The following is a 20,804-nucleotide window of genomic DNA, read 5'->3' on the forward strand; positions in this document are numbered from 1 at the left end:
GCATACGCCGGATCAGGCGCGACTCAAATCGCTCTGCATGTCACCCAACAGCAGCGGAAGTTGCTCGCTGAACAAATGCGGGTAGCACTTTTCCAGGTGCTCGAAAAAGAACGCTTCCGGCACATCGGTGAACTGACCGTGATCGATCAGATACTCCATCAGCTTCTCGCCGTCGCGGTTGAAGGGATGGAAAACGCTGTCGTTGATCCCGTCGAACTCCAGCGGCGCGACGTTGAACAGCTCGCAGAGTTTCTGGTTGAACGCCGGTGTGGCTTTTACCCAGCGACCGTTCAGGTACAGCTCGGTATAACCGTGCATGGCGAACACATCGCTTTTGAGCAACTCGAGCAAACGCGGGGTCGACAGGTGATTGCGCACGTCCGCCAGACCGATACGCGCGGGAATCCCGCAATGCCGCGCCGCACCTGCCAGCAACGTGGCTTTGGGGACGCAATAACTCTCCCCGGCTGTCAGCGCATAACTTCCACGCAACGTGTCTGGATCGCGGCTGAACGTGTAAGGGTTGTAACGCACGGCCTCGCGCACGGCGTAATAGAGATTGATGGCCTGCACGAGCGGATCGCGACTGGTACCACGATGTTTTTCGGCGAACTCCACCACCGACGGATGGTCACTATCGATGAAGCGGCCGGGACTCAGATACTCGTGCATGAGAACAATCTCCTTGGGAAGCCACGAGTCTAGCGACAGGCTCAGCACAGAGATAACGACGTTTCGGCCAAACATGCACGCATTGCCGCGCACGTAGCGAACGATTTCCCAGCCTTGTTGCCAACCGGGCCTACAAAACTCATCCATGTTTTCCCACGAATTCAATCACATCGTTCTGACCACCCTGTTTTACGGATGCCGTCTAAGCTCTGAAGGCTGGTTTTACCCTGGTTTCACGGAGGATTAAATATGCTGCTGTTGTGGATACTGGTTCTGATCGTCGGAATTGCCTATTTGGCCCATCGCCGCATCGCTCCCCTGCCCGCCCTGTGCATCGTTGCCGTTTACGTGGTGGCAATGGGGGCCTTCAGTCGAGCGCCCGGCTGGCTGCTGCTGATTTTCTGGGTATTGATCGCAGCCGTTGCGGCGCCATTGTTGCTGCCCGACCTGCGCCGCAAATTCTTTAGTGCGCCGCTGTTCAGCTGGTTCCAGAAAACCTTGCCACCGATGTCACAAACCGAACGCGACGCCATCGACGCCGGTACGGTGTGGTGGGACGGTGAACTGTTCAGCGGTCGTCCAGACTGGGGCAAACTGCTGTCCTACCCGAAAGCGCAACTGAGCGAAGAGGAACAGGCCTTCATCGACGGCCCAACCGAAGAACTCTGCGCCATGGTCAGCGACTGGCAGATCGGCCAATCCATGGACCTGCCGCCCGCAGCCTGGACCCACATCAAGGAAAACGGCTTCTTCGCCCTGATCATTCCCAAGGAATATGGCGGCAAGGGCTTCTCTGCCTATGCCCACTCCCAGGTGGCAATGAAACTGGCGACCCGCAGCGGCGACCTCGCGTCCACCGTGATGGTCCCCAACTCCCTCGGCCCGGCCGAGCTGTTGCTGCATTACGGCACCGACGAACAACGCAACCATTACCTGCCACGCCTGGCGCGCGGCGATGACATTCCGTGCTTCGCACTGACCGGTCCACTCGCCGGCTCCGACGCCGGTGCGATGCCCGACACCGGGGTGGTTTGCAAAGGTGAATGGGAAGGCAAGGAAACCCTCGGCCTGCGTCTGAACTGGGAAAAGCGTTACATCACGCTGGGTCCGGTGGCCACCCTCCTCGGCCTGGCGTTCAAGGCGTATGACCCGGATCACTTGCTGGGTGACAAGGAAGACCTCGGCATCAGTCTGGCGCTGATCCCGACTGACATCGCCGGCGTTGAAATCGGCCGGCGCCATCTGCCGTTGGGCGCAGCCTTCATGAACGGCCCGAACTCCGGCAAGGACGTGTTCATTCCTCTGAATTTCCTCATCGGCGGCCAGGAAATGCTCGGCAAAGGCTGGATGATGCTGATGAATTGCCTGTCGGTCGGGCGTTCGATTTCGTTGCCGGCGGTCGGCACCGGTGCGGCGAAGTTCACCAGTCTGGTGACCGGCCAATACGCGCAGGTTCGTGAGCAATTCAACGTTCCGCTGTCGGCGTTCGAAGGGATTCAGGAAGCCATGGCGCGCATCGGCGGCAACGCCTGGATGATGGACGCCGCGCGGATGCTGACCGCCAACGCAGTGGATCTGGGCGAGAAACCGTCGGTGCTGTCGGCGATCCTCAAGTATCACCTCACCGAACGCGGCCGCGAGTGCATCAGCCACGCCATGGATGTCCATGGCGGCAAGGCGATCATCATGGGACCGAACAACTACCTCGGTCGCAGCTGGAATGGCGCGCCGATTTTCATCACCGTGGAAGGCGCGAACATCCTCTCGCGCAACCTGATGATCTTCGGCCAGGGTGCGATTCGCTGCCACCCATTCGTCCTCAAGGAAATGGCGCTCGCCGGCCGTGAAGACAAGGACCAGGCACTTACCGAGTTCGATGGCCTGCTGCTCAAGCACATCGGTTTCGCCGTGAGCAATGCCGCCAGCACGCTGGTGTTGAACCTCGGCTTCGGGCATTTGGAACATGCACCGGGGGACAAGCTCAGCCAGGGTTACTTCCGTGCCCTCAATCGCCAGGCCGCCGCGTTCGCCATGCTTGCCGACCTGAGCATGATGTTGCTGGGCGGGGAACTGAAACGTCGCGAACGTCTGTCGGCACGTCTGGGGGATGTGCTCAGCAACATGTACCTCGCCTCTGCCGCGCTCAAGCGTTACCACGACCTCGATTCGCCGGAGCACATGGCGCCGCTGTTTACCTGGGCCATGGAAGAAAGCCTGGGTCAGTCGGAACGTGCGCTGGATGAACTGCTGACCAACTTCCCGAACAAGGTGCTGGGTTGTCTGCTGCGGGTGATCGTGTTCCCGTTCGGTCGCCGCCACAAAGGGCCGTCGGACAGACTCGGTGCCGAAGTGGCTGCGGTGATCGGCCGTGCCAAGGGCGATCCGACCCTCGAAGAACTGCTCGGCGGTTGCTACCGTCCACAATCGGTTGATGACCCGGTCGGCGCCTTGCAACACGCCTGCAATCTCTTGAACGCCGCCCAACCGCTGCAGAAAAAGCTGCATGTGGCGCTCAAAAGCGGCCAGGTCAAACCGGTCGCCGGGGAGCACGCCATCGATGCAGCGCTTGAGGCGGGTGTGTTGCAACCCGTGGAGGCGCAGACCCTGCGTGACGCCGAAGCGGCGCGGCGCAAGGTGATCGATGTCGATGATTTCGACAAAAAGGAACTGGCGCTAGGCAAAGGAAAGGTCCGCTGATCCAGCTCACCATGGGAAAAAGGACGCGGGAGCTTTATACTCCCGCGCCCGTTTTGCTCTTGAGGACTTATCTCGTGTCCAACGTCGTTGCCGATCATCTTGTCTTGCTCGACCACCTGCGCAGCATCCTGGTCGCCGTAGGTGAGGCCGAACAGGTTCCCGAAGAAAGCCATGCCTTGTTCCTGGAGCGCTTCGACGAACTGCGTGCGTTGCTGCCGGTCGACCCGATCGAAAGCCAATACCTGGGCCAGGACATTCTGTGCCAGGTCATCACCCGTTATCCGCAAATCGCTCATCTGGTCCCGCGCGACCTGCTGTGGTACTTCGCCGGTGACTGCCTGCATTACATGCCCGATGATGAAATCGACCTGTATCAGGCGTTGGAAGAGCGTCGTTTCGAAGCTGAACAGAATGATGAACCGTTCGACTGGAACCAGGAAAAACAGCTTCTGGCGATGTCGAACGACGACAGCAAGCACTGATCCACGCCCGGAAATGCAAAAGGCCCGCATGGTTATTCATGCGGGCCTTTTTTATTAGCCACAAAGATCAAAAGATCGCAGCCTGCGGCAGCTCCTACATTGGGTATCGCGCTCACCCTGTAGGAGCTGCCGCAGGCTGCGATCTTTTGATCTTGCTTAAAACAACCCATCACTCTCGGGCAACTCATATTGCGCCGCCACCTTGCCCAACGCACTCGGCTTGCCCGGCTTGCTCAGGGTCGGCTCCTTCTCCAGACACTCCACCAGATAGTCGATCAACACCCGCAACTTCGGCGGCAGATAACGGGTCGGCGAATGCAGCAGCCAGGCGCCACCGTGATAAGACGCCAGAAAGGTCCAGTCCGGCAGCACCTGCACGATCAACCCCTGCTCCAGCGCATAACGGGCCGTGAAATACGGCAGGCTGCCAATCCCGATGTGCTGCAACACCGCGCCCAACCGAACGCCAGTGTGATTGGCTGCATAACGTCCGCGCACGCCGACGGTCACGGCCTTGGTGCCTTTCTTGAATTTCCAGCGCGCATCGCTCGGGGTTTCGCCCAGGTAGATGCAACTGTGGTTGAGCAAGTCGTGGGGATGGGTCGGTGTGCCGTGCTCGGCCAGGTACTGCGGAGTAGCACAGAGCAAATGATCGATGGTCAGTAACTGACGACCTACCAGTCCAGCGGGTGGCCGATCGGTAATACGAATCGCCAGATCGACATTGTCGTCGATCAAATCCACCTGACGGTCTTCAAGCAACAGCTCCACATCCACTTTGGGATAACGGCGCAGAAATTCCGGCATATGCGGATGAATCACGAATCGCCCCACCGCTTTGGGCACGCTGACTCGCACCAGCCCTTCCGCTTCATGGGTGAACTGACCGCTGATTTCCATTACCGACTTGGCGGCGCTGACCATCTCCTGGCAACGCTTGAATACCTCCTCGCCCCCATCGCTCAGGCGCAGCTTGCGCGTGGTTCGTTGCAACAGACGGGTGGCGAGCGCTTTCTCCAGCCGCGAAATGCTGCGACTGACCGCCGAGGGCGAAGACCCCAATTGACGAGCCGCCTCGGAAAAACTGCCGGTCTCGACGACCTTGACGAAAATGGCCATTTCACCGAGCAGCGGCAGTGGAAGATTTATGCTCACAGCGCAACAGTCCTTTGATGTTTGAACGGATTATCACGCAATTCCACGCTTCATATAATAAAAACAGAAACTTTAATGAGGGCATGGAATATGACGCTTCGCCTCTTTTTCCATAGTGATGACCTCAAGGCCAATGTGGAAGTCCTGGATTGCACACCCCACGAGAACGAATTCGCCGTGGTACTGCGTGCAACACTTTTTCACCCTCAGGGCGGCGGGCAGCCCTTCGACACCGGCTGGATCGGCGAAAGCCAAGTCCTGCGCGTAGTCCAGGATCCGGACCGGATCATTCATTTCGTCGACCGCCCGGTAAAACTCGGCATGACCCAGATTCGCGTCGATGAGCAACGTCGCCAGTTCAATACACGCATGCATTCGGCCGGTCATCTGATCGGCCACTTCGTACAGGCCATGGGCTGGATGCCGATCAAGGCGCATCACTGGCCCGGCGAAGGACGCGTGCAGTTCAAACCGGCGGATTCGGCACAGGATGTTGATGCCCGGACCATTGAATACGGCATCGAACAATGGATCGCCCATGACCTGCCGCGCCTGACTTCGTTGCGCGAAGGCGCCCGGGAAATCGGTTTCGGTGAACTGCCCGCCTACGGCTGCGGCGGCACCCATGTCCGTAGCCTGAAGGATTTGGGCACGGTCACGATTGCTTCTGTTTCGCAGAAGAAAGGAACGCTGTCAGTCCACTACAGCGTGGACTGAGCTTTTGGGGGATGCCGAGTGGCATCGCCTGACGCCGGGGAGCCCGCATTCGCGGGCTCCGTTGACTATCTGATAGATGGACCTAAACCATGATGCTTGACGTCGAGCGTCTCGATGAGACGTGCATAAAAAAACTGGCCAACGAAGAAGTCCTCGCTATCCGCGTCAAAGGCTTCCTGCCCCGGCCGCTGGCGATTCAGATCGGTGACAAGATCCTCGCCCCGGGTTTCGAAGGCTACATCAATGCGCCGAGTATCGGTCGCATCGGCATGGCGTTTTACGAAGCGGAAAACCAGCCACTGTTGATCGAGGATTACTTCGAACGCGCCACCCGCAACATTGCGGAATTGCGTAGCCGGTGTGCGCCCTACTCATCGCCGGTCGACACCCTGCGCTGCATGCTCGACGAGTCTTGGCCGGCGGGTGCACACCTGGAAAACCTCTACGGTCGCAAGATGTATGTCGGGCTCTCCCGGGTGGTGAAACCCGGTGTGTGTTTTCTGGCCCATCACGACATTTTCGCCAAGGACGCCCCCGACAGTTTTCAGGCCAGAAGCCTGGAAGCGCAGTTCGCCTGCAACGTTTACCTGAACATGCCCACCGAAGGTGGCGCATTGCAGATGTGGGACCACGACATTTCCCCGGACCACTTCGACGAAATGCGTGGCGACAGTTACGGCATCGATCCGGCCCTGCTCGGCCTTCCGACCCTGGAAATTCGCCCTGAGCCCGGTGATTTCATCATGTTCAATTCGCGCCGCATGCACTCGGTGACACCGGGTGTGGCCGATCCGCGATTGAGCCTTTCCTTCTTTGTCGGCTATCGCGGCAATGCTTCACCCCTTACTTTCTGGAGTTGAGATGCAGCTTTCGAATTACCTGGGCGAGTTTCTGGCGCTGGCGACTATCCACTTTCTGGCCGTGGTCGCACCCGGACCTGACTTTGCGGTGACCATCCGCCAGAGCGTGCGTTTCGGCCGACTGGTGGGTATCTGCACGGCGCTGGGCATCGGCGCGGGTATTTCCGTGCACGTGCTTTACACCCTGCTCGGCGTCGGTGCATTGATGCACACCACACCCTGGCTGTTGACGGTGGCCAAGGTCGTGGGCGGCGCCTACATTCTGTACTTGGGTGTCAGCCTGTTGCGCAGCAAACCCAAATCCGTGCTGGAGGGCGACAAAGTTGCAGACGAAGCGATGGTCGAGCAAACGTTGCTGAAAGCGTTCACCACAGGTTTTCTGACCAACGCCACCAACCCCAAGGCCACGCTGTTTTTCCTGGCGATCTTCACCACAATCATCAGCGCCACGACACCGCTAGAGATTCAGGCGCTGTACGGTGTGTGGATGTGTTTCGTGAATGCTTTGTGGTTCGTCATCGTTGCGCTGTTCTTTTCCAGCGCCCGGGTGCGACTGTTGTTTATGCGCATGGGGCACTGGTTCGAGCGGACGATGGGCGTGATTCTGATCTTGTTTGCAGGGCGTTTGATGTTGTCGATGTAAAACCGCCAAACATGTAAAAGGCCCGCTCAGTCTGACTGGCGGGCCTTTTTACTGTGTGAAACCTGAATAACACGCAAACAAAAACGCCGCTCAATGAGCGGCGTTTTTGTGAATTTGGAGCGGGAAACGAGACTCGAACTCGCGACCCCGACCTTGGCAAGGTCGTGCTCTACCAACTGAGCTATTCCCGCAAATGGCGTCCCCTAGGGGACTCGAACCCCTGTTACCGCCGTGAAAGGGCGGTGTCCTAGGCCACTAGACGAAGGGGACACGCTGCCCGGAACACATGGTGTGTGTTTCGGTGCCCAGACCCGCATCCGAAGATTTGGTTCTGGTTTCACTCAGCCCTGCCCGAAAGCAACACTGTTTAAAATTGGAGCGGGAAACGAGACTCGAACTCGCGACCCCGACCTTGGCAAGGTCGTGCTCTACCAACTGAGCTATTCCCGCATTGGCGTCCCCTAGGGGACTCGAACCCCTGTTACCGCCGTGAAAGGGCGGTGTCCTAGGCCACTAGACGAAGGGGACACACGTACAACATTCACTGCCTACCGCGTTTCGCTGTGTGCTTTACGCTGTAAGTGGCGCGCATTCTATGGATGGATTGAGGGGTCGTCAACCCCCAGATATAAATTTATTTAAATCAATGACTTCGCCCTGCTTTGGACCACCAATCCGGCATTTGTGTCGCCCGGCGTTTGACGCCTATATTCTGACACCCGCCAAGACGTTATAGTCCACCCACGCAATAGATGATGGCAATGTGCACCTCGCCCGCTATTACTTATATAAGCAGGGTTGCGGCCGATATAAACACAAGCATGTCCGATTCATCCCGTCGAGCGGCCCTATGCGCTCCAATGCCAAGCCACTACACTCGCACGCGAACCCCATAAAGAGGTCTTACCGGTGACACCACTCATGATCACCCTGCTAGTCGTAGCCGGGATCGCACTATTGATCGCCATTGGCTACATGAACCATGTGGTGGAAAACAACAAGCTGGAAAAGGCCCGCGCCAAGGTTGAGCTCAACGATCGCCTGCGTCGCTGCGGCGAAATTACCGAGACCTTCCCCGGTCAGTTGATGACACCGACGCTCAAGCTGCTGTTGACCCGACTGGAACTGAACGTCTGCCAACGACTGCTCCACCTGGAAAAATCCAGCGCCAACCTCAAGGCACGGATCAGCGAACTGAACGCTTTGGTTGCCCAGGGCGAATCTATCCCGGTCAACAACCCGCCAGCACCGATCCAGACCGAAGCCAAAGCCAAGGACGTACGCTTCCTGCTCGAAGCCTTGCACGGCCAGATCACCCGCGCCGCGCAGGACGGCTTCCTGCCGACCAACGAAGCCAAACGCTGGATCCGCGAAGTTCGCCACATCCTGGTTCTGCTGCACATCGAATTCTTCAACAACCTTGGCCAGCACTCCCTGCAACAGAACCAGCCTGGCCAGGCCCGCCTGGCGTTCGAACGCGGCGTGCAATACCTGCGCAAACAGCAGGACCCGCAGGTCTACGCCGAACAACTGGAATACCTGGAAAAACTCCTGGCCCGGGCCAACGCACAGGTCATGGACAACATCTCACCGGTTGAAGGCGAAGTGAACCAGCTGACCGAAGGCCTCAAAGACGTCGAGGCGGATGCGGACTGGAAGAAGAAAGCGATTTACGACTGATCCCAAAAAGCAGAAAAGCCACCGAGAGGTGGCTTTTTTTTGGGTTGAGTTTGATGGCGAGTACACCCAGAAAGATTGGTCGGCTGTCAGGCCGCCATCGCGAGCAGGCTCGCTCCCACATTTGACCGGTGTACACCCGCTTCTCCACCACTCAACAGGCCGAGCGTTAGCTCGCCTGCAGCTCTTGATCTTGATCCACCCGCCCCTTCGGGAGGCTGAGTGGAGGTGTTCATCCGGGGAGTGGCGCACAGCGCCGTTCGACGCAGTCGAACACGCTGCATGTAGGTCGTCGCGATATAGGTGATCTGTTCCTTTCTTCCATACTGATGCTGCACGAAATCAAGGAAGGAACATGCACCTGTGGCCTACGAATAGCGTCGCGAAACACTCGATGATTACGGCTTCACCTTCGAGACCACAGGTGCGCTTGCGCCCTCTAACGAACTCTCAGGGAAAGCCACGCACGGCTCTCTATATCGCCTTCGCTGGACGCAAGCATGCATGTCCCTGCATCTACTTTAGCGTCTGTGGAGGCTTTCCATGCAAACGCTCCTGGATCAAGAATTCACTGCTTATATCGGAATTGATTGGGCTGATACCAAGCACGACATTTGCCTGCAAATCGCTGGCGAGACTCAGCGGCATTTCGATGTCATTGAACACAAGCCAGAATCGATTGATCGCTGGGCCAAGACTCTGCATCAGCGTTTTGGAGGAAAGATCGCGATAGGCGTGGAGTTGAACAAAGGGCCGTTGGTTGCAGCGCTTCAAAAATACGAGTTTTTTTGTGTGTTTCCGATCAATCCGAGCACCTTGGCTAAACACCGCAAAACCTTCGTCCACAGTGGCGCCAAGGACGACCCTACGGATGCTCAATGGGCACTTGAGCTGCTGCTCAACCACCCGAAATGGTTTCCCCAACTTATTCGCCAAAGCTCAGCGATGCGTTCACTCGCAAGCTTGACCGAACATCGTCGAGGGCTGGTGGGTGACCGAGTCAAAATCAGCAATCGCATCGTCTGCACGCTCAAACAGTACTATCCATTGATGCTCGATCTGTTCCATGACCATGACACGCTGGTGTTTTGTGATTTCCTAGCGCACTGGCCAACCTTTGAAAAACTTAAACATGCTCGGCAAACCAGCATTTTGAAGTTTCTCAACGAGCACAATGTCCGCCGGGCTCAGCTCAATCAGGCACGTTTGGATCTGATCGCCAAGGCCATGCCGCTAACCGAAGACCCAGGAGTAATTCGGCCCTCAGAGCTGTATGTTCTAACCCAGGTAGTGCAGTTGAAGGGGATCATAAAGTCGATCAAACAATTTGATAGCCAGATCGAAAAAACCGCCAATAGCTTGGCTGACTACAGCCTTTTCAAGACTTTACCCGGCGCAGGCCCCCAACTTGCTCCACGTCTCATGGTGGCTTTTGGGGAGCAACGTGATCGCTTCAAGGATGCGAATAGCGTGCAGAGATATGTCGGAATCGCTCCAGTAACAGAACGCAGTGGCAAGAAGAAAGTTGTTCATTGGCGTTATCGATGCGCGACGTTTCTGCGCCAAACATTTGTGGAATGGGCTGTGCATAGCGTCCATCAATCGACCTGGGCAAAGGCTTATTATCAGCAGCAGAGGGCTAAAGGTTGCTCATACCCGGCAGCCATCAGAGCATTGGCATTCAAGTGGATCAGGATCGTTTATCGGTGTTGGAAGAACAGTACGCCGTATGACGAAACAACCTATTTAACGGCTCTAGCCCAGCGAGGCTCTTCCCTCCTAAACGTAGTGGGGACGGCAAAACCGTGTTGACGGAAAGCCTCAGGGCGTGAAGCAGACCGGAGGGCAGTGTCCCCGGATGGATACCGGAGCGAAGGAACGCCGAGCCTTAGCGAGGGGCCGGACGCTTGGGGGCGAGCGTTTTTTGCTTCCTTTTTTAGGCGTTTGTAAAAAAGGGAGTCGCCGTAAGGGCGAAACCATAAGCGGCCGTTACCGCAGAAATGGATATGACACCCAAAAGAGACAGGCCGGCTATCAGGCCGCCTTCGCGAGCAGGCTCGCTCCCACACTTGATCACCGGTCATCCACAGATAGAGCAGACCTCAGAGCCTGAAATGCCCCACCATCCCCTTCAACTCAACCCCCAACTGCGCCAACTCGATGCTCGACGCCGCATTCCCCTGCATCGCCAACGAAGACTGATCCGCACTGGCGCGAATACTGGTCACACTGCGGTTGATCTCCTCAGCTACCGAACTCTGCTCCTCGGCAGCCGCCGCAATCTGCTGGTTCATCTGCTGAATCAACGACACCGCCGCCGCAATACTGCCCAGCGCACTCTCGGTCTGCAACGCATCACTCACCGCCAGCTTCACCAACTCGCCACTGCTCTGAATCTGCTGCACCGACGCCTGGGCCGCCGAGCGCAAGGCGCTGACCAGTCGTTCGATCTCCTCGGTCGATTGTTGGGTCCGCTTGGCCAGAGCCCGCACTTCATCGGCCACCACCGCAAAACCCCTACCCTGTTCACCCGCCCGCGCCGCCTCGATAGCCGCGTTGAGGGCCAACAGGTTGGTCTGCTCGGCCACACTCTTGATGACACTGAGCACCGTGCCGATGTTCTGGATTTCCGCACTCAGGCTTTCGATACTGGAACTGGCCGAGGTGGCCGAATCCGCCAACTGCTCGATCCGCGCCATGCTCTGGCGCACCACCTGCTGACCACTTTCAACCTTGCCGTCCGCCGTTTGCGCCGCCTGAGCGGCCTCTTCCGCGTTACGTGCTACGTCATGCACGGTGGCGGTCATCTGATTCATCGCCGTAGCGACCTGCTCGGTTTCTTCCTTCTGGCTGCTGACTTCAAGATTGGTCTGCTCGGTCACCGACGACAGCGATTGCGCTGAACTGGCCAACTGCTCGATGCCCGCCTGCAAACCGCTGACAATACTGCTGAGCCCCGCCCCCATCTGCTGCATGGCCTGCATCAACTGGCCGATCTCGTCTCGGCGGGTCACTTCAACCGTCGCACTCAAATCGCCCGCGGCAATTTGTTGAGCAACACGGATCACACTGCGCAGCGGCCCTACGATCAATCGGGTAATCACCCACGCCGCAATCAACCCGACCAGCAAGGCCAGGGCCGACGAGCCGATGATCAGCAGCGAGTTCTTTTTCAGCTCGGTCTGCATCGACTGGTCTTCGGCGACATAGGCCTGATCGACCCGTTCCACTACCTGAGCGGCGCGCTGATGCAGCTGTTCATAAACGGTCTTTTCCTGCGCCAGCAAGCCGGTGTACTCGGCAAGTTTTTCGCTGAAACCACCAATGTGCCCGACCACTTCATTGAGGACCGTCTGGTACCCCTCATCCTTGACCGTGGTTTTCAACTGCTCGGCCTGGGTCAGTGCCTGATCGGCCTGCTCGATCTTGCCCTGCCCGGCGCTGTCGTCGCCCTTGCGGCTCTGGTCCAGCCGCACACGTGCTTCATTCATGGCCTGCAACATCAGTCGTGACACCTGACTGACCTGATTCGCCTGCTCGATGAATTGCCCGCCGTCCTTGCCCTCGGACTCTTTCAAGGTATAGGCGCCATCATCGGCCAGCCCCGCCTGCAACACATCAAGGTTATTGGCCACACTGGACACCGACCAACTGGCCATTTCCAGTGCCAGATCCTTGGCCTGGCTCAGCGAGACGAACTCGTCAAACGCCTTGCGGTACGCCCCCAGGGACTGTTCGACGTCATTCATCACCGGCACGTTCGCCGCAGACGCAGCCTTGAGCTCGGTCGCCAGGGCGACCAGGCCATCAACGCCCTCATGCAAGGCCGTGACGGTTTTCGGGTTGCCGTGCAAGGCGTACTCCTGCTCGAGCAGTCGTACCTTGAGCAAGCCACTGTTGAGCGAGGACATCTGCTTGAGCCCCTCGAAACGGTGGCTGATGGTTTGCAGGGACCATACGCCGATGGCCGCCACCAGGGCTGTCAACAGCAGCACCAGTACGAACCCGACACCCAGTTTTTTTGCCATACCGAGGTTGGCAAAACGTCCTTGCACGGCCGAAATCATTGCACTTAGTCCCCTGACATTGTCTGTTTACGCAGATTCGCAACGGGCTTGTATCTGCACAAGTCTCTGGCGTCGGAATAATGGCAAAAAGCTACGCCAACGTCGTTTTCAGAACGCTTGATGTCGATCCAGAGCGGTGGCCTGAAAGAACGCCCGGGCTCGCGGATCACAGGCATAGGCCACATTGATGCGCTGCCAGTCGCTGGACTCGCCGGAGGGATTGAATGCCGTCGCAGAGGACAACAAAACGCCGAAGCGCCGTGCCTGCATCCGCACCTGAGCGTAGTCGGACTTACGCGATCGTGCCCAGATGAACAGGCCACCGACAGGCTTTGCGAAAACCTCCCACTCGGCGTCTTCGAGCACTTGCATTGCCGCCTCTCGGTCACTGTTCAAACGCTGGCGCTGTCGCTGTACCAACTTGCGGTAGGCCCCACTGGCCAACAGGCAGGCCAGCACCGACTCGCAAAACCCCGAGGCGCCCATGCTGCTGATCATCTTGACCTGGGCCAGTCGCGAAATAATGTCGGCACCTGCCACGACAAAGCCGACCCGCAACGAACTGCTGAGGGTTTTGGAAAAGCTGCCGACGTAGATCACGTTGGCATCGTTATCCAGCGCCGCAAGCCGCGTGCCGGGGCCGCTGTGCAAGTCTGCGTAGACATCGTCTTCAATCACCAGCACGCCGTGGGTTTTGGCCAGTTGCAGAACCCGCTGCGCGACCGCTGGCGCCAGGCTGCTGCCGGTCGGGTTGTGATAGAAGCTGTTGATGAATAGCGCCCGTGGGTTGTACTTCAGCAGCAACGTCTCCAGTGCTTCGATGTCGGGCCCGCGCGGAGATCGGCGGACCTCGATCATGCTGACCCCGTGCAACCTGAGCAGCTCGAACAGCATCGAATAACCGGGACTTTCCACCACCACGCAATCACCGGGCTTGAACAACGTGCGCACGATCAAGTCCAGCCCTTGACTGGCACCCGCCGTGGTCAGGACCCGACTTTCCTCCACCGAGATATCCAGCAGTTTCAGGCGTTTGATAATTTGTTGGCGCAAGGCCGGCAGGCCCATTGGCGTGCTGTAGTTGAACAACCCGGCCATGTCGGTACGGCTGACCTCCCGGATCGCGTAACTCAGATCGTCCGTCTCGCGCCAGCTCTCGGGGAGCCCGCCACACCCCAGCTTCAGTTCACCCACGGCGCCCTGTTTCACCTCTGCGCCCTCGAACCAGGGGGAATCCTGCTGCCCCTGAGCCGCGAACGCCGGGGCGGCAACACAGAACCCGGCGCCATGACGCGACGTCAGCACCCCCTGAGCCACTAGACGCTCACAGGCTTCAACGACACAGGACTGACTGAGCAGGTTGTCCCGCGCGATTTGCCGCGCAGAAGGCAAACGCGTCCCCGGCACTATCTCGCTCTGACGGAGCCAGCAAGCCAGCGCGTCGACGATTTGCTGCACCACCGGCACCAATGCCTGTCGATCGATTCTCAATTCCATGAGCAAGCAAACTCCTGTTCGTTTTGCGAGAAACAGTTAATCACAGGAGCGCTCGATGGACTGTGCGACAACGCCGCCAAAACTCACCGTTCTAACCATTTGAAACACATTGCCCAGGCAAACGAAAAACCTGTGGGAGCGAGCCTGCTCGCGAAAGCGGTGTATCAGTCAACATTAATGTCGGCTGATACTCCCTCTTCGCGAGCAGGCTCGCTCCCACAGGTTCGGTGTTTACTATGGATTGGTTTCTGGTTTTAAAACGCCGTGACACCACCATCCACCGCCAGCGAATGGCCGGTGGTGAACGCTGCGCCGTCGCTGCACAGGTACAGCACCGCACTGGCGATTTCCTCGACCTTGCCGATGCGACCCACCGGGTGCATGGCGTTGGCGAATTCGCCTTTCTTCGGGTCCGCTTCATAGGCACGGCGGAACATGTCGGTGTCGATCACCGCCGGGCACACCGCATTGACGCGAATCTTTTTCTTGGCGTATTCGATGGCCGCCGACTTGGTCAGGCCGATCACCGCATGTTTCGACGCCGCATAGATACTCATCTTCGGCGCAGCCCCGAGACCGGCCACCGAGGCGGTGTTGACGATTGCGCCGCCCCCCTGGGCCAGCAGCAAGGGCAATTGGTACTTCATGCACAGCCAGACGCCTTTGACGTTGACGCCCATGATCGCATCGAACTCATCGACCGTGCCTTCGGCCAGTTTGCCTTTCTCGATTTCGATGCCCGCGTTGTTGAAGGCATAGTCGAGACGACCGTAGGTATTCACCACCTCGTCCATCAGATTTTTTACATCGCTTTCCAGCGTGACGTTGCAGTGCACGAAGGTCGCTTCGCCGCCCGCCGTACGAATCAGCGCCACGGTACCTTCACCACCCGCCGTATCCAGGTCAGCGACCACCACTTTCAAACCTTCGGCGGCGAACGCCTGGGCGGTTGCGCGGCCAATACCATTAGCGGCGCCTGTCACTACGGCGACCTGACCGGAAAACGTCATGCTCATTGTTATGTCCTCGAAGAGAAGAATGCGGGGATCGCGTGCGCCCAGTCTAGCCACAGGGCCCATGGCGCGGCAGCACTATCAGAAGGCCGGTTAAGCGCCCATGAGTGGCAGTGATAGAAGCTCCCGCCTGACTATCACTGCTCTGGATCGAGGTGCATTCGCCGCATCAGCCAAACTTGCGGCATCGATCATGAAGGTCTATCAACAAGGCTTCATTCATCTTGAGTGCCTGTCATGACTACCCAGACCAATCGCCAGTTCCTGCTCGCCAAACGTCCGGTGGGCGCGGCGACCCGCGAGACCTTCACTTATCAGGAAGTACCGGTCGGCGAACCGGCGGCGGGTCAGATTCTGGTCAAGAACGAATACCTGTCCCTGGACCCGGCCATGCGTGGCTGGATGAACGAGGGCAAGTCCTACATCCCGCCAGTCGGTATCGGCGAAGTCATGCGTGCGTTGGGTGTAGGCAAAGTCGTTGCCTCGAACAATCCGGGCTTTGCGGTCGGGGACTACGTCAACGGCGCCCTCGGTGTGCAGGATTATTTCCTCGGCGAGCCACGAGGTTTCTACAAGGTCGATCCGAAACTGGCACCGCTGCCGCGTTATCTTTCGGCACTGGGCATGACCGGGATGACCGCTTACTTCGCCCTGCTCGACGTCGGCGCCCCCAAGGCCGGTGACACCGTGGTGCTGTCTGGCGCTGCAGGTGCGGTGGGTAGCATTGCCGGGCAGATCGCCAAGATCAAAGGTTGCCGCGTTGTCGGCATTGCCGGTGGTGCGGACAAGTGCAAATTCCTGATCGATGAGCTGGGTTTTGACGGCGTCATCGACTACAAGAACGAAGACGTCGTCGCCGGCCTCAAGCGCGAATGCCCGAAAGGCGTCGACGTGTATTTCGATAATGTCGGCGGCGACATTCTTGACGCGGTACTGAGCCGCCTGAACATGAAGGCACGGGTGGTGATTTGTGGTGCCATCAGCCAGTACAACAACAAAGAAGCAGTCAAAGGCCCGGCCAACTATTTGTCGCTGCTGGTCAACCGTGCGCGGATGGAAGGTTTCGTGGTGATGGATTACGCCGCGCAGTTCGCCGCTGCCGGGCAGGAAATGGCCGATTGGATGGCCAAGGGGCAGCTCAAGAGCAAGGAAGATATTGTGGAAGGGCTGGAAACGTTCCCGGAGACGCTGATGAAGTTGTTCAACGGGGAGAATTTCGGAAAGTTGGTGCTGAAGGTTTAACGCCGTTACCGAAGTGTCCACAAAACAAATGTGGGAGCGAGCCTGCTCGCGATAGCGGTATCAGACAACGTTGATGTCGACTGATACTCCCTCATCGCGAGCAGGCTCGCTCCCACATGGGATCTTCAGTGTTTGGTCAGGCGATTTCGGCGACGACCGCTGCCAACGCCTTGGCCGGGTCCGCCGCCTGGCTGATCGGACGGCCAATCACCAGATAGTCGGAACCGGCATCCAGCGCCTGACGCGGGGTCAGAATGCGGCGCTGATCGTCCTGGGCACTGCCCGCCGGACGGATCCCCGGGGTCACCAGTTGCAACGACGGGTGAGCCGACTTCAAGGCCTGGGCTTCCAGCGCCGAGCACACCAGACCGTCCATCCCGGCTTTTTCCGCCAGTGCCGCCAGGCGCAGAACCTGCTCCTGTGGCTCGATGTCCAGACCGATACCCGCCAGATCTTCACGCTCCATGCTGGTCAGCACGGTCACGCCGATCAGCAGCGGTTTCGGACCGGTGCGCTGGTCGAGCACTTCACGGCAGGCAGCCATCATGCGCAGACCGCCGGAGCAGTGCACGTTGACCATCCACACGCCCATTTCCGCAGCCGCCTTGACGGCCATGGCGGTGGTGTTCGGGATGTCGTGGAACTTGAGGTCCAGGAACACTTCGAAACCTTTGTCACGCAGGGTGCCGACGATTTCCGAGGCGCAGCTGGTGAACAGTTCTTTACCGACTTTGACCCGGCACAGCTTCGGGTCCAACTGATCGGCCAGCTTCAGTGCGGCGTCACGGGTGGGGAAATCCAGGGCGACGATGATAGGAGTCTGGCAGGCGGACATGAGTGGGCTCTCAGGCAGGTCGAAATCGGCGCGCATTGTAGCGGAACCAGCGCCGCTGCGGGACCCGATGATCGGTAAATCGTCGAGTCGGTTCCGGCAATCCTAGCCTTTGCAACAATTGTGTCGAGCCCGATACACACCGGACATGCCCACAACATGCGTCAACGCTACCCTCGCCAGCCGCAACACGTCCTTACAGCACTTCCCGCCTCCGGGCCGGACGCCTATGCTGAAGCCACAACCTCGCAGCCCATCTTTGTGGTTGGCAGCCTACCTGGCAGATGAACGCACGCATGCATAGCACCCAAGCACCCTTGAACGACGATCAAAAAGCGCCCGGCGACGACAAACGCTGGAGCATTCGCGCCCTGATCGTCGACGATGACATTCCGATCCGCGAACTGATGATCGACTACCTGGCCCGGTTCAACATCCACGCCAGCGGTGTCACCGATGGCGCGGCCATGCGTCTGGCGCTGCAAGCGGAACATTTCGACGTGGTGGTGCTCGACCTGATGTTGCCTGGCGAAGACGGTTTGTCGCTGTGCCGTTGGCTGCGCGCCGAGTCGGACATCCCGATCCTGATGCTCACCGCCCGCTGCGAACCCACCGACCGGATCATCGGCCTGGAACTGGGCGCGGACGATTACATGGCCAAACCGTTCGAGCCACGGGAACTGGTCGCAAGGATTCAGACCATTCTGCGTCGGGTGCGCGACGACCGCACCGAACAGCGTGCGAACATTCGCTTCGACAACTGGCGCCTGAACAGCGTGCTGCGCCAGTTGATCGCGGCGGATGGCCTGGTGGTGCCGCTGTCCAACGCCGAATTCCGTTTGCTGTGGGTGTTCATCGAACGTCCACGCCGGGTGCTCAGCCGCGAACAACTGCTGGACGCCGCCCGCGGTCGTTCGATTGAAGCCTTTGATCGCAGCATCGACCTGCTGGTCTCTCGCTTGCGCCAGAAACTCGGCGATGACCCCAAAGCCCCCCAGCTGATCAAGACCGTTCGCGGTGAGGGTTACCTGTTCGACGCAAGAGACATCGGCTGATGCGTGCGCGCTTCGATACGCTGTTCGGCCGCCTGTTTGGCGTGCTGTTGGTGGCGATCATCCTGGCGCACTTGTTGGCATTTGCCTGGTTTCATCATTACGGACCGCCGCCTCCCCCTCCACCACCCGGGTTTTCCGAAGACATCGACGGACAACGTCCGCCGATGGACCCACGCTTCGAAAACCGGCCGCCGCGGCCATGGTTCGGTGGACCGTTGGTGCCGCTGACCTTTCAATTGGTTTCGCTGATCATCGCGGCCTGGTACGGCGCCAAACTGCTGACCCGGCCGATCAAGCGCCTGAGTGACGCCGCCGAGCGCTTGAGCGAAAACCTCGACAGCCCGCCTCTGGATGAATCCGGCCCACGGGAAGCGCGGCAAGCGGCCCACACCTTCAACCTGATGCAGAAACGCATTATCGAGCAGGTTCAGCAGCGCTCGCGGATGCTCGGCGCGGTGTCCCACGACCTGCGTACGCCGCTGTCGCGGCTCAAGCTGCGGCTGGAACAGATCACCGACGACAAGCTGCAAGGCCAGATGCGCCAGGATCTGGACGACATGATCAGCATGCTCGACGCCACCCTCACCTACCTGCACGAACAGCGCACCAGCGAGGCTCGGCAGTGGATGGACGTGCAGGCGCTGGTCGAATCCCTGAGCGAAAACGCCCAGGACCAGGGCGCCGATGTCCAGGCCTGCGGGCACTGCGCACCACTGCAAGTACAACCGATGGCTTTGCGCTCATGCATCAACAACTTGCTGGACAATGCTTTGCGCTATGCGGGGCAGGCGCTGATCACGCTCGAAGACAATCGCGAGCAGCTGGTGATCCGCGTCATCGACCACGGGCCCGGAATCGCGGCGGATAAACGTGAAGCCGTGTTCGAGCCGTTCTTTCGGCTGGAGGGTTCGCGAAATCGCAATTCCGGCGGCGTCGGGCTGGGCATGACCATTGCCCGCGAAGCGGCGGGACGCTTGGGTGGGCAGTTGAGTCTGGAAGAGACACCTGGTGGCGGTTTGACTGCAGTGATTCGCCTGCCCCGTGTATGAACCGCCCCCGCCGCCATGTAGGAGCGAGCTTGCTCGCGATAGTGGGTTGCTAGTCAGCATTGATGTTGACTGACACACCGCTATCGCGAGCAGGCTCGCTCCCACAGGGTCTGAGGTGGACCTGAGATCTGTGTGTACTGAACGGTACAAACCCCACATACCCACGACAACTTGCCCCTTGAGGCTGCATAAGCCGGTGCACCCACCGGTTTTCCATTCCAAGGAGTGAGCTCAATGATCGGTAGCATCAGCAACTACACGAGCTATACCAGCACCAGTACCACCACCAGCAATGCCCGCAGCCAGCAATTCCAGAAAGAACTGCTCGCCAAGCTCGACAGCAACAGCGACGGTTCGGTGGATCAGGATGAGCTTAAAAGCGCTCTGTCGCAGAAAACCGACGACGGTCTGCTGGTCAGCCTGAGCAAAAACTTCGCCGACCTGGACAGCGACGACAGTGGCAGCCTGAGCGGCGAAGAGATGGCGGCGATGGCACCGCCGCCGCCACCGACACGGGATCAGGCCCCGAACACCGAACTGGCCGACGCGCTGATCAGCGCGCTGGACGCCGACGGTGACGGCGCCATCAGCAGCGACGAACTCAGCAACGGCCTGACCAGCGCCGGCAGCAGCGCCGACAGCACGGAAATCTTCTCGGCCCTGGACAAGAACGAAGACGGCACCGTCAGCAAGGACGAACTCGCCGCCAGCCTCGCCCCGCCACCGCCGCCACCTCAGCAGGTGTCCAGCGAAGAGCTGTTCAGCCAGCTCGATGCAGACAGCGATGGCAGCGTCACCGCCACGGAATTGAGCAGTGCGTTGCAGGCCGACAGCACCTCATCGACCAGTACCGACACCAGCGCTGCATTACTCAAGGTGCTTGATAGCGACAGCAGCGGCGGCGTCAGCAGCGATGAATTGAAAAGCGCACTGCAAGCCGGTCGTGAGAAAAGCACTGACAGCTCCACCGATCAGGTGAACGTGACCGAAGCGCTGAACAAAATGATCGCCAACCTGAGCAAGCAGTATTCACTCGACAGCGTTGCGACGGTGGGCAAATACCTGAACGTGGCCACATAAGTCAAAAGCATCGCGAGCAGGCTCGCTCCCACATTGGGTTGTGTCGGCCACAAAATAAGTGTGGGA

General features: G+C 58.9%; 17 protein-coding genes, 4 tRNA genes and 1 pseudogene. 11 read left to right on the forward strand and 11 right to left on the reverse strand.

Annotated features, from left to right (window positions below):
* Positions 1-12: 12 nt before the first annotated feature.
* Entirely contained in the window at positions 13-672 is a 660-nt protein-coding gene (locus ACYZUD_RS15390; protein WP_462024762.1) for a transglutaminase-like domain-containing protein, read from the reverse strand.
* Positions 673-921: 249 nt separating this feature from the next.
* Between ACYZUD_RS15390 and ACYZUD_RS15395 the strand changes: the two genes are divergently transcribed.
* Together ACYZUD_RS15395 and ACYZUD_RS15400 are read left to right on the forward strand one after the other, a co-directional pair.
* Positions 922-3,369 (forward strand): acyl-CoA dehydrogenase, encoded by a 2,448-nt coding sequence (locus ACYZUD_RS15395; RefSeq protein ID WP_462024763.1) that lies wholly within the window; start codon positions 922-924, stop codon positions 3,367-3,369.
* A gap of 74 nt (positions 3,370-3,443) precedes the next feature.
* Positions 3,444-3,851, forward strand: a complete 408-nt coding sequence (locus ACYZUD_RS15400; protein ID WP_027924016.1) for a PA2817 family protein — start codon at positions 3,444-3,446, stop codon at positions 3,849-3,851.
* A gap of 156 nt (positions 3,852-4,007) precedes the next feature.
* Here ACYZUD_RS15400 and ACYZUD_RS15405 read toward each other — a convergent pair whose 3' ends face one another.
* A complete protein-coding gene (locus ACYZUD_RS15405; protein WP_140676305.1) occupies positions 4,008-5,006 on the reverse strand; it encodes a LysR family transcriptional regulator in 999 nt (332 codons plus the stop codon).
* A gap of 90 nt (positions 5,007-5,096) precedes the next feature.
* Between ACYZUD_RS15405 and ACYZUD_RS15410 the strand changes: the two genes are divergently transcribed.
* The 3 genes from ACYZUD_RS15410 (at position 5,097) to ACYZUD_RS15420 (ending at position 7,226) form a co-directional block, all read left to right on the forward strand.
* Positions 5,097-5,723, forward strand: coding sequence for an alanyl-tRNA editing protein (locus ACYZUD_RS15410; protein WP_462024765.1), 627 nt, complete (start codon positions 5,097-5,099; stop codon positions 5,721-5,723).
* 89 nt (positions 5,724-5,812) lie between these two features.
* Positions 5,813-6,583 carry a 2OG-Fe(II) oxygenase gene (locus ACYZUD_RS15415; protein WP_462024766.1) on the forward strand — a complete coding sequence of 257 codons (771 nt, stop codon included), beginning with the start codon at positions 5,813-5,815 and terminating at the stop codon, positions 6,581-6,583.
* 1 nt (position 6,584) lies between these two features.
* On the forward strand, positions 6,585-7,226 hold the full coding sequence (locus ACYZUD_RS15420; RefSeq protein WP_462024767.1) for a LysE family translocator: 642 nt from the start codon (positions 6,585-6,587) through the stop codon (positions 7,224-7,226).
* A 115-nt stretch (positions 7,227-7,341) separates the two neighbouring features.
* Here ACYZUD_RS15420 and ACYZUD_RS15425 read toward each other — a convergent pair.
* From ACYZUD_RS15425 to ACYZUD_RS15440, 4 genes are all read right to left on the reverse strand, one after another.
* Positions 7,342-7,417 (reverse strand) — tRNA-Gly (locus tag ACYZUD_RS15425).
* Between the two features lie 3 nt (positions 7,418-7,420).
* A tRNA-Glu gene (locus ACYZUD_RS15430) sits at positions 7,421-7,496 on the reverse strand.
* Positions 7,497-7,600: 104 nt separating this feature from the next.
* A tRNA-Gly gene (locus ACYZUD_RS15435) sits at positions 7,601-7,676 on the reverse strand.
* A 2-nt stretch (positions 7,677-7,678) separates the two neighbouring features.
* Positions 7,679-7,754: transfer RNA gene (locus ACYZUD_RS15440), tRNA-Glu, on the reverse strand.
* A gap of 393 nt (positions 7,755-8,147) precedes the next feature.
* Between ACYZUD_RS15440 and ACYZUD_RS15445 the strand changes: the two genes are divergently transcribed.
* Together ACYZUD_RS15445 and ACYZUD_RS15450 are read left to right on the forward strand one after the other, a co-directional pair.
* Positions 8,148-8,906, forward strand: coding sequence for a hypothetical protein (locus ACYZUD_RS15445; protein ID WP_462024768.1), 759 nt, complete (start codon positions 8,148-8,150; stop codon positions 8,904-8,906).
* A 540-nt stretch (positions 8,907-9,446) separates the two neighbouring features.
* Positions 9,447-10,715 (forward strand): IS110 family RNA-guided transposase, encoded by a 1,269-nt coding sequence (locus ACYZUD_RS15450; protein ID WP_462021435.1) that lies wholly within the window; start codon positions 9,447-9,449, stop codon positions 10,713-10,715.
* Positions 10,716-11,005: 290 nt separating this feature from the next.
* Here the strand turns inward: ACYZUD_RS15450 and ACYZUD_RS15455 are convergent, their stop codons facing one another.
* The 4 genes and pseudogenes from ACYZUD_RS15455 to ACYZUD_RS15470 all read right to left on the reverse strand — a co-directional run bounded on the left by ACYZUD_RS15455 (position 11,006) and on the right by ACYZUD_RS15470 (position 15,483).
* Complete coding sequence (locus ACYZUD_RS15455) at positions 11,006-11,887, reverse strand: methyl-accepting chemotaxis protein (RefSeq protein WP_462025047.1); 882 nt, start codon at positions 11,885-11,887, stop codon at positions 11,006-11,008.
* 27 nt (positions 11,888-11,914) lie between these two features.
* Positions 11,915-12,970 (reverse strand): annotated as a pseudogene (locus ACYZUD_RS15460) (methyl-accepting chemotaxis protein); the annotation flags it as partial.
* A gap of 108 nt (positions 12,971-13,078) precedes the next feature.
* Positions 13,079-14,467 (reverse strand): aminotransferase-like domain-containing protein, encoded by a 1,389-nt coding sequence (locus tag ACYZUD_RS15465; RefSeq protein WP_462024769.1) that lies wholly within the window; start codon positions 14,465-14,467, stop codon positions 13,079-13,081.
* Between the two features lie 254 nt (positions 14,468-14,721).
* Positions 14,722-15,483, reverse strand: a complete 762-nt coding sequence (locus ACYZUD_RS15470; protein WP_462024770.1) for an SDR family oxidoreductase — start codon at positions 15,481-15,483, stop codon at positions 14,722-14,724.
* Between the two features lie 234 nt (positions 15,484-15,717).
* Between ACYZUD_RS15470 and ACYZUD_RS15475 the strand changes: the two genes are divergently transcribed.
* Positions 15,718-16,722 (forward strand): NADP-dependent oxidoreductase, encoded by a 1,005-nt coding sequence (locus tag ACYZUD_RS15475; protein WP_462024771.1) that lies wholly within the window; start codon positions 15,718-15,720, stop codon positions 16,720-16,722.
* Positions 16,723-16,858: 136 nt separating this feature from the next.
* Here ACYZUD_RS15475 and pyrF read toward each other — a convergent pair whose 3' ends face one another.
* On the reverse strand, positions 16,859-17,557 hold the full coding sequence (gene pyrF / locus ACYZUD_RS15480) for an orotidine-5'-phosphate decarboxylase (protein ID WP_166675900.1): 699 nt from the start codon (positions 17,555-17,557) through the stop codon (positions 16,859-16,861).
* 293 nt (positions 17,558-17,850) lie between these two features.
* On the opposite strand from pyrF, the gene ACYZUD_RS15485 reads away from it, so the two are divergent.
* The 3 genes from ACYZUD_RS15485 to xopAW all read left to right on the forward strand — a co-directional run bounded on the left by ACYZUD_RS15485 (position 17,851) and on the right by xopAW (position 20,738).
* Complete coding sequence (locus tag ACYZUD_RS15485) at positions 17,851-18,609, forward strand: response regulator (RefSeq protein WP_462024772.1); 759 nt, start codon at positions 17,851-17,853, stop codon at positions 18,607-18,609.
* Positions 18,609-19,658 (forward strand): sensor histidine kinase, encoded by a 1,050-nt coding sequence (locus ACYZUD_RS15490; RefSeq protein WP_462024773.1) that lies wholly within the window; start codon positions 18,609-18,611, stop codon positions 19,656-19,658. Before ACYZUD_RS15485 ends, ACYZUD_RS15490 begins: the two co-directional genes overlap by 1 nt.
* Positions 19,659-19,892: 234 nt before the next feature.
* Complete coding sequence (gene xopAW / locus ACYZUD_RS15495; protein WP_462024774.1) at positions 19,893-20,738, forward strand: XopAW family type III secretion system calcium-binding effector; 846 nt, start codon at positions 19,893-19,895, stop codon at positions 20,736-20,738.
* Positions 20,739-20,804 lie beyond the last annotated feature (66 nt).

The sequence above is a fragment of the Pseudomonas sp. XS1P51 genome (assembly GCF_054897845.1).